The organism is Roseococcus thiosulfatophilus, from assembly GCF_017311575.1.
In the GTDB taxonomy this organism is placed as follows: Bacteria; Pseudomonadota; Alphaproteobacteria; order Acetobacterales; family Acetobacteraceae; genus Roseococcus; species Roseococcus thiosulfatophilus.
The window spans coordinates 1-7,505 of sequence record NZ_JAFFQY010000036.1; the positions used below are offsets into that span (position 1 = coordinate 1).

At 61.8% G+C, this 7,505-nt stretch carries 7 protein-coding genes; 6 read left to right on the forward strand and 1 reads right to left on the reverse strand.

What is annotated here, in order from left to right; all coding sequences use genetic code 11:
* Positions 1-298: 298 nt before the first annotated feature.
* The 6 genes from JTN19_RS13165 (at position 299) to JTN19_RS13190 (ending at position 7,067) form a co-directional block, all read left to right on the forward strand.
* Positions 299-1,072, forward strand: coding sequence for a sulfotransferase family protein (locus JTN19_RS13165; protein WP_278008465.1), 774 nt, complete (start codon positions 299-301; stop codon positions 1,070-1,072).
* Positions 1,073-1,215: 143 nt separating this feature from the next.
* Positions 1,216-1,983, forward strand: coding sequence for a hypothetical protein (locus JTN19_RS13170; protein WP_206933521.1), 768 nt, complete (start codon positions 1,216-1,218; stop codon positions 1,981-1,983).
* A gap of 278 nt (positions 1,984-2,261) precedes the next feature.
* Positions 2,262-3,353 (forward strand): FAD-dependent oxidoreductase, encoded by a 1,092-nt coding sequence (locus JTN19_RS13175; RefSeq protein ID WP_206933524.1) that lies wholly within the window; start codon positions 2,262-2,264, stop codon positions 3,351-3,353.
* A gap of 10 nt (positions 3,354-3,363) precedes the next feature.
* Positions 3,364-4,134 carry an NAD-dependent epimerase/dehydratase family protein gene (locus JTN19_RS13180; protein ID WP_206933526.1) on the forward strand — a complete coding sequence of 257 codons (771 nt, stop codon included), beginning with the start codon at positions 3,364-3,366 and terminating at the stop codon, positions 4,132-4,134.
* 2 nt (positions 4,135-4,136) lie between these two features.
* Positions 4,137-4,940, forward strand: a complete 804-nt coding sequence (locus tag JTN19_RS13185; RefSeq protein WP_206933528.1) for a sugar phosphate isomerase/epimerase family protein — start codon at positions 4,137-4,139, stop codon at positions 4,938-4,940.
* Positions 4,941-5,051: 111 nt separating this feature from the next.
* A complete protein-coding gene (locus tag JTN19_RS13190) occupies positions 5,052-7,067 on the forward strand; it encodes a hypothetical protein (RefSeq protein WP_206933530.1) in 2,016 nt (671 codons plus the stop codon).
* 123 nt (positions 7,068-7,190) lie between these two features.
* Here JTN19_RS13190 and JTN19_RS13195 read toward each other — a convergent pair.
* Positions 7,191-7,505: hypothetical protein (locus JTN19_RS13195; protein WP_206933532.1), on the reverse strand; the 315-nt coding region annotated here is incomplete at its 5' end.

Genomic DNA, 7,505 nt, shown 5'->3' on the forward strand with positions numbered 1-7,505 from the left:
CCTAATTTTTGTGTGAAATCAACAATCTTAGGCCATCGGGAGACGCGGATTGATGGGTCGGGTTGCGAAACGGCGCTGCCTCGACTCCGTGCGGGGCCCGGTGGGCATCGCCAACAGAAAGTCATGGCGCTTGACCATCCGCGGGCAAGGTCCGGAGCCCCACCTCCGCTCACGCCGCCTCGTCGCCGCCGCCATTTCTTCAAACCGGAGGGGGAGTTGCCGCAACGTTGCAGGAATTTTTGATTTTTGCTAAAATACCACATGAAAAAACAGCATTGAGTGATTGGGAGTACAGGAATTGCGGACGCCACTCTTTATCGTAGGGTCCCCGCGCTCGGGCACAAGTATTCTGGTAGATTTGGCCTTGGCGGCAGGATATACTGGATATCGTGAGGGAATGCTGCTTAGTTTGCTTACCACGATTTCCAACGCCACCGACCGTCATTTTGACATATTTGCTTCTCCACAGAGCCGAGAAGTACTTATTTCCGCGGTGGATCGAGCTGAATTCAAGCGCCAAATCTTTGAAGTATTTAAGTCGGTTGTGGAAAAGTACAATACATCAGGCCCGTGGTTTGACAAGACCGGCAATCCAGAGATGATCGAGGCCGTGCCGATTATTCGGATGTTGTGGCCCGACGCCATATTCATATTTGCCAAGCGCCGCGGCATCGAAAATGTCGTGTCCCGCATGAGAAAATTTCCAGTTCATAATTTTGAGTACCACTGCCGGGATTGGGCGCGGAACATGGCGGCCTGGCGCGCGATCAGGGCCGCGGTGCCTGCCACGCAATGGTGCGAGATTGACCAGCAGGACATGATCCAGTCTCCGGAAGCGGTTGTGGACACTGTCGTCGCGTTCACTGGCTGTAGTCCCGACCAACGTGATCGCATGCTGCTTACGTTGCGCGAAAATCGTCCCCAGCAAACCGAAGCTGGCAGTGCCAGCCAGTTGCACGACATCACCTCGCTCGACTGGAATGACAATTACGTCTCGACCTTCAAGCGGCTTTGCGGCGAGGAAATGCTCGCTTATGGGTACACTTACGATAGGACTTATCGGACTGTCTGATCCGCGGGCGGGCTGCGTCTGCTGTCGTGGCCGGCATGCACCATGATGAGCGCCTGTCGTGCGGCCCTCTCTCGGGCGGGGAGAGACAGCGGCTTCTCAGTGCCTTAAGGTTGCTTTCCAGGATGTGCGGAAGGATGTCGTAAATGCAGACCGTCATTTTCTTGACCACGCGAACAAGTGCCACCGGCTCGATGTGGCGCACCATTCGGACGTTGGCAGGAAAATCCTATAATTTCGTTACAAGTGACTCCATTTCGCAAGGATACCTTGGAGAGCAGCGCAAAGACGTACTTGAGAAATACGAAATCCCTAAGAATGATACAATTGTATTTTGGAATGCCACTGAGTTTTTCAGCGACCAGCAGGATCTGAGCGGCTTCAAGTTCATCGTGAATGCGCGAGATCCACGTGATCTTGTTGTGAACCGCTATTGGTGGGAGTTTTCCCACCCGAAGCCCGGCAAGACGCCGGAGCAAATCGAGGCCCGGCATCAGGAGATGCGTGAGCTTGGGCTTGAGGGCTATGTACTCCGGAACAGGTACACGGCTGATTTCGACTCGCTTCGCAAAATCGTGCCGCAACTGAACGGAAGTGACTGGACGTTTGTGGGTTATGCTTTGTACTGCCTGCATTTTGACGATGCGATTTCCAAGATCGCTTCGATTTTGAACGTGGATTTGACCAAGCTGACCGCTAAGCAGCGCGAGCTGATAGATGCGGAGCGGGCCGAGAATCTGCTGACCAATGCCAGGTGGGTGCATAAGGATTGGCCTGGAGCAGATAGGGCACCCGGACGTCACAAGCAGGAATTGTCCCCCGCGACAGTTGAGAAGCTCACGAAGCGCTATGAGGCCATCCTGGAGTTTCTCAAGGGCATCGAAGATCCGCGTCTCCGCCATTACTACGACTAGGAGATAGTGGGTTACGCTGGGTGGTGTTAAATTGCCTCAGCCGAAGTTAAGCCCGACGCGGCCCGGCATTTCGCGGCGGCTCAGCTTCTTCGTATGGTAACGACGTGCTGCCCGGTGGACATGGTATGTAGGGAGGAAATGGGAAAGCAAATGCTACGTGGTGGAGAAGCTCGGGATAAACTGAGCCGAGAATCAGGGGTAAAATATAAGTAAGTTATAGAAGTTTTTTCTTTGGTGCTTGCTCGTGGCGATTACCGGTGACCTGATGGAGATATACCATGCCGTTCAACATCGCGATCGTTGGTGCGGGATGGTACGGTTGCCATTTGGCATCCTCGCTGGCCAGCCTCGGCTTTCGCGTCACTGTTTTTGAACGCAACGCCCGGCCTCTTCACGAGGCTTCCGGAAACAACCAGTTCCGCCTTCATCTTGGGTTCCACTACGCGCGACATCACGGCACCCGCCTTCAGTCACGTGATGGTTTTCTGCGGTTCATCGAGCGATACCCAAGTCTTTCCGCTGAAATTGATGAAAACATCTATGCGGTGCCTGAGGGCACCAGCCTGATAGACTTCAAGACATACAAGCTTATCATGGTGTCTTCAGGCATTGATTTTGTGGAAATGACCGCGCCGGATCCGCGCCTGGCGGCCATTGAAGGGGCCCTCCTGACGAAGGAGCGGGTTTTGCTGATTGATCGTGCGCGCAGTTATTTTGCCAATCGGCTGGGATCCGCCCTCCGGTTTAACTGCCCGGTGGGCAATATTGTCCAAGGCGACCGCCATGTTGAAGTCAATGGCGAGTCTTTCGATTACGTCATAGATGCCACCTGGGGGCATCATCATCGTCCGCCTATTGATGTGTACTATGAGCCTACCATGCTGCTTTATTATGAAGCGAAGGCACCCCACCCAGCTGTGACCATGGTTGATGGGCCGCTGGCGTCGGTCTACCCGACGGAGGACAAGGACGTGTTCACCTTGTCCAGTGTGGTCCACACGCCGCTTGGACGCTTTTCGAGCTCCGCTGAAGCGGTCGCTTGCCGAAATGCCGTGAATTCCGAATTGGTGGACCGAAAAATTCGGGCGATGGAAGACCATATTTCGGAAAATCTCCCCGCGTTTCGAGATAATTTCCGTTATATAGGCGTGCAGCTGGCCATAAAGACCAAGCCTGTCGGTAATTTCGATGATCGCAGTTGTTCGGTGTTCCAGGACGGCCGGATTTTTTCGATCATGTCCGGCAAAATTGATACCATTTTCTTTGCGACTGAACGGGTCCTAGCGCTGATAGAGTCCGAAAATTCACTTGCCCCGATCGAAGTGGCCCCGAAAATCCGCGAGGATATCATCCTTGTACCCGGGAAGTGAGGTTCCATCCATGAAGCTCCCCGACGCCCTTATCGGCTATACCGGTTTTGTCGGTTCGAATTTGGATCGGAATTGGGAATTCCAGTACAAATACAACTCCAGCAACATCGGCGAAATTCGCGGGAAATCCTTCGGCACCGTCGTCTGTGCTGGAGTCAGCGCGGTCAAATGGCTCGCGAACAAGGAGCCTGAGAAAGACTGGACGCAAATTGAAGGATTGATGGCGCATCTTGACACTATTTCGTGCGAACACTTCGTGCTGGTGTCCACCGTGGATGTCTATGCACACCCCGTCGGCGTGACGGAAGATGATGTCCCGGATCCGGCTGCGGCGCAGCCCTATGGCAAGCATCGGCGTCTGCTCGAGCAATGGGTGGAACAACGTTTCCCGACGCATACCATCATCCGGCTGCCAGGGTTGTTCGGCCAGGGTCTGAAGAAGAACATCATCTTCGACATGATCACCGGCAACATGTGCGGCAACATCAGCCCCAATGGCGTCTTCCAATGGTATCCGCTACGCCGGTTTGCCAATGATCTGCGGACGGCGATGAAGGCCTCGATCTCCCCGCTCAACATCGCCGTGGCGCCCATCTCGACCGCACAGATCCAATCCACGCTCTTTCCGGACGTGGTGATCGGCGGCGCGGAGCTGCCTCATGCGCGGTATGACATGCAGACCCGGCACGCCGGGCTCCTGGGTGGAACGGGGCCCTATCACCTCGATGCCGCGGGCGTGATGGAGGAGCTTTCCAGCTTCGTGCGGACCATGCGCCAGTGAAGTTGTCGGTTTCCAACCTCGCCTTTACCCCGACCGCGGCGGGCGATGAATGGGAGCGCCTGGCCGCCGCGGGCGTAAGCGGCGTGGAGGTCGCGCCCACGCGCCTTGGGCCGTGGGCGGAGCTCGATGCGGCGCGACTCCGGGCCTTTCGGACGGAGCTTGAGGGCAGGGGCCTCCGCGCCTCCTCCCTCCAGGCCATTTTCTTCGGGGTGGACGGCCTGGCGCTGCTCGGGTCCGTTGAGGCCTTCCATGCCATGGAGGTGCAAATCGCCCGCGTGGCCCGCATCGCGGCCGAGCTGGGGGCGGAGGTGGCGGTGTTCGGTGCCCCGCGCCAGCGCGCGCGCGGCACCCTCCCTTCCGAGGATGCCTTCGCCCTTGGCGCCGACCGCCTGTCGCGCTTGGCGCACTTGGCCGGGGAAGAGGGGCTTGTCATCGGCCTAGAGCCTGTCCCGGCCGACTATGGCAACGACTTCCTGCCAGGCTGGCGCGATGTCCTGGCTATGGTGCAAGCCGTGGACCACGCCGGCCTGCGGGTCCATCTGGACACCTCCTGCGTGGCACTGGGCGGAGATGACATCGCGGAGGCCGTCAAAGCCTGCGCGCCGTGGCTCGCGCATTACCACGCCGCGGAGCCGAAACTCGGTCCCTTCGCCGCGCCTGCGGCCCCTCATGCCGCGGCCGCTGCGGCATTGGCGGCGGTGGGCTATCCGGGCTGGGTCGCCATTGAAATGCTTGAGCAGCCGGCACATCCGCTGGCCGCCTTGCTGGACGCCGTGCGCTATGTGCGCGGAACCTACGCGTGCTAGGCCGTGCCCAGCCGCGCCAGCACCTATTTTCCACGAAACTGGAAGCGTCGCCGTATCGCTGCCATGAGGTAGCGACGGCATCTCTTGGCCCGTCAGAGCGGAACCACAGCCATGTCCTCGACGCAAGCAGGTCCAGCGGGGCTCTCCTGGCGAAGCGCCAGGGTGACGGCCGATGCCACCATCGTGGTGGAGAGGTGGGAGGGCGGCGAGATGCCCGTCCTGGCGCCGCACCCGGCCCGCGCGCGGTCGGCGCCCTTGCCGAGGGGGCTGCTCTGGTTTGGCGAGGAGTTCGCCCTCCTCGAGTTTGACGCCGAGAGGGGCGGTCGCCGGATTGAGGCCTGGGTGCTGTCCGCTTCCGGCAAGGTGCTCGATGTCTGGCATCGCAACCTGGCGGAAGCGCAGGTGGCGCGTATCCGGGGCATGGCGTCGCGCTTCCTGAAGCCTGTGCTCCGTCGCCTGGCCACCCGTGTGGACGCCGCCGCGCAATGTGCCGATACGCAGGCCCTGCTGCGCCTGGGCCCGGACTGGCGGGACATCCTGCTCGAGGTGACGGAGGCCGCATGGCAGCCCGGCACCGAGGTCAGGCTGGCCGATGTCCTGCGCCCCAAGGAGCCATCCCGCACGAAGCTTCCCGAGACCCTCATCGCGTCGGCCGAGCGGGTGCGCCGGATCTTCGGGCATGACCCGCGCCCCATGGTGCATGAGGCCATCGTGTCGGGGCGGCTCGCCTTTCCCGCCCTGTCACATGATGGCATGGCGGCCATGGTCCGCCCCGTGCAGACGGACCCCGACTGGTGCGTGCTGCAGATCCGGGACAGGGAGGCGGGGCCTGACTGGCTCGTCATCTTTCGTGCCGCGCTGATGTCCTATTCCGTCGAAGGCGTCGTGATCGCGGAGGATGACATCGTCATCTGCCGCAATCTCAACCTCCTCCGGCATGCGAGGCGCGCGCTCGGCCGCTTGCAGTCAACCCTGCTCGCGACGGGCCTGCCGCTGGCGCAATGGGAACCGCAGGCGCGCGGGATCTCGGTGGCCACGCGCTCGCGCAGCCGCAACCACATCGGCCATCTGGTCTGGAACGTGTACACCGGGATCGAGACGGCGCTGACACTGGACCGCCGGCGCCCGTCGCCCGGGTTGGTCGTGCATGACCTCGCGGGCGCGGCCGGGGATTCGCCCTATGGCCCGCTGCTTCGCCTCTTTCCCGAGTTGGACGGCCGCATACGCCTGTCCGAGACGAAGCTGGCCGAAGCCTTCGCGGCCTCCATCGCCGCCGACCGGCATATGCTTCCCATGGTCGAGTCCCGCATCCCGCTCGTCACCCGCCGCCGCCTGCTCAAGAGCATCGCGGAGGACCACAACGCCATGACGGTCGCCAGGCTGGCCCAGGCGGCCGCCGGGGAGGGCGCCCCGGCCGGAGGCATTCCCCTGCTCGTGCTGGGTATCCGGTTGCAGAACCGGACCATGCCGGACCTGATGCAATTCTATGCGCGGCTGGTGCGGCGGCTGCACAAGGCGGCCGGCGCGTCGCGTTTCGCCGTGTTCCTGGACGGCCTGAACACCAGCCAGCAGGGCGGTGAGCCCAAGCTGAGCGACGCGCTGAACGTCTCTGCCGTCCTGGAGCGTGAGAACGCCTTCGCCGCGGGCCTGCGGCGCGAGCTGGCGGATGTGCCGGTCACGATCTTCAACGGGGTGGGCCTGACCCTCCTCAACAACCTGGCCGTGCTGTCCTCGGCGTGCTGCTTCGTGGCGCCGAATGGCGCGGGGCTGGTGAAGCTGCGCTGGGTGCATCGCATTCCCGGCTTTGTCCTGACCAGCGCGCAGTCCCTCCGCTTCGGTCCCCTGGTGGACTGCTATGGCGAGCACGTCGAGGTCGAGGAGGACGCGCCGGCGCCCTTGCACTACACCCGGCCCGAGGAGGTCGAGGACCTGCATCCGGACGGCGAGACCTTCGACGAGGAGGGACGCGCGGCCAGCGGATGGCGCGGCGGAATGAGCGTGGTGAACTTCCGCCTTCGCGACGAAGCCGCCGTGACGGCACGCATCGAGGCGATGTTCCTTCAGGCCATGGGCATCACGCGTGCGACCCCCGCCGCGCGGGACATCCTGACCGGAGCGGCCTCCTGACAAACCCCCGCCGCAAGGGCGGAGGGACCGGAATGGTGGGGGCGGCGGGATCCGCGGTGGCTTGCACGACCACCCGCCAGCCCCGGTTGAGGCGGCGGATCGCCCTGCGCGAACGCCCGGCCGTCAGGCGGCGCGCGGCGCGTTCCGCTCCTTGCGCTGCTTCTCAAGCTTGCTGCGGATGTCGCGCGACAGGTAGGTGAAGGCGGCCGCCGCGACCTGGGCGATCTGCTCGACGCTGACGGGTTGCGGTTCGCCGATCGGAATTCGCCCCGAGGTCACTTTCAGCGGCGTCTCGGCCGGCAGGTAGCTGGCGGAGAGTTTCTCGACGATCGGCGTCATGCGCGCGGCGAAGGCGTCGAAGGTCGCCTGCGTGATGCCAAGGCCGGGACTGTCCACCACCGAGGGGGCGTTGAGAAGCGCGTCCACCAGCTCGCCACA

What these genes read in the sequence shown, in the direction of transcription:
- JTN19_RS13170 (WP_206933521.1), top strand. Translation starts at nt 1,216, where the DNA reads ATGCAGACCGTCATTTTCTTGACCACGCGAACAAGTGCCACCGGCTCG.
- JTN19_RS13175 (WP_206933524.1), top strand. Translation starts at nt 2,262, where the DNA reads ATGCCGTTCAACATCGCGATCGTTGGTGCGGGATGGTACGGTTGCCAT.
- JTN19_RS13180 (WP_206933526.1), top strand. Translation starts at nt 3,364, where the DNA reads ATGAAGCTCCCCGACGCCCTTATCGGCTATACCGGTTTTGTCGGTTCG.
- JTN19_RS13190 (WP_206933530.1), top strand. Translation starts at nt 5,052, where the DNA reads ATGTCCTCGACGCAAGCAGGTCCAGCGGGGCTCTCCTGGCGAAGCGCC.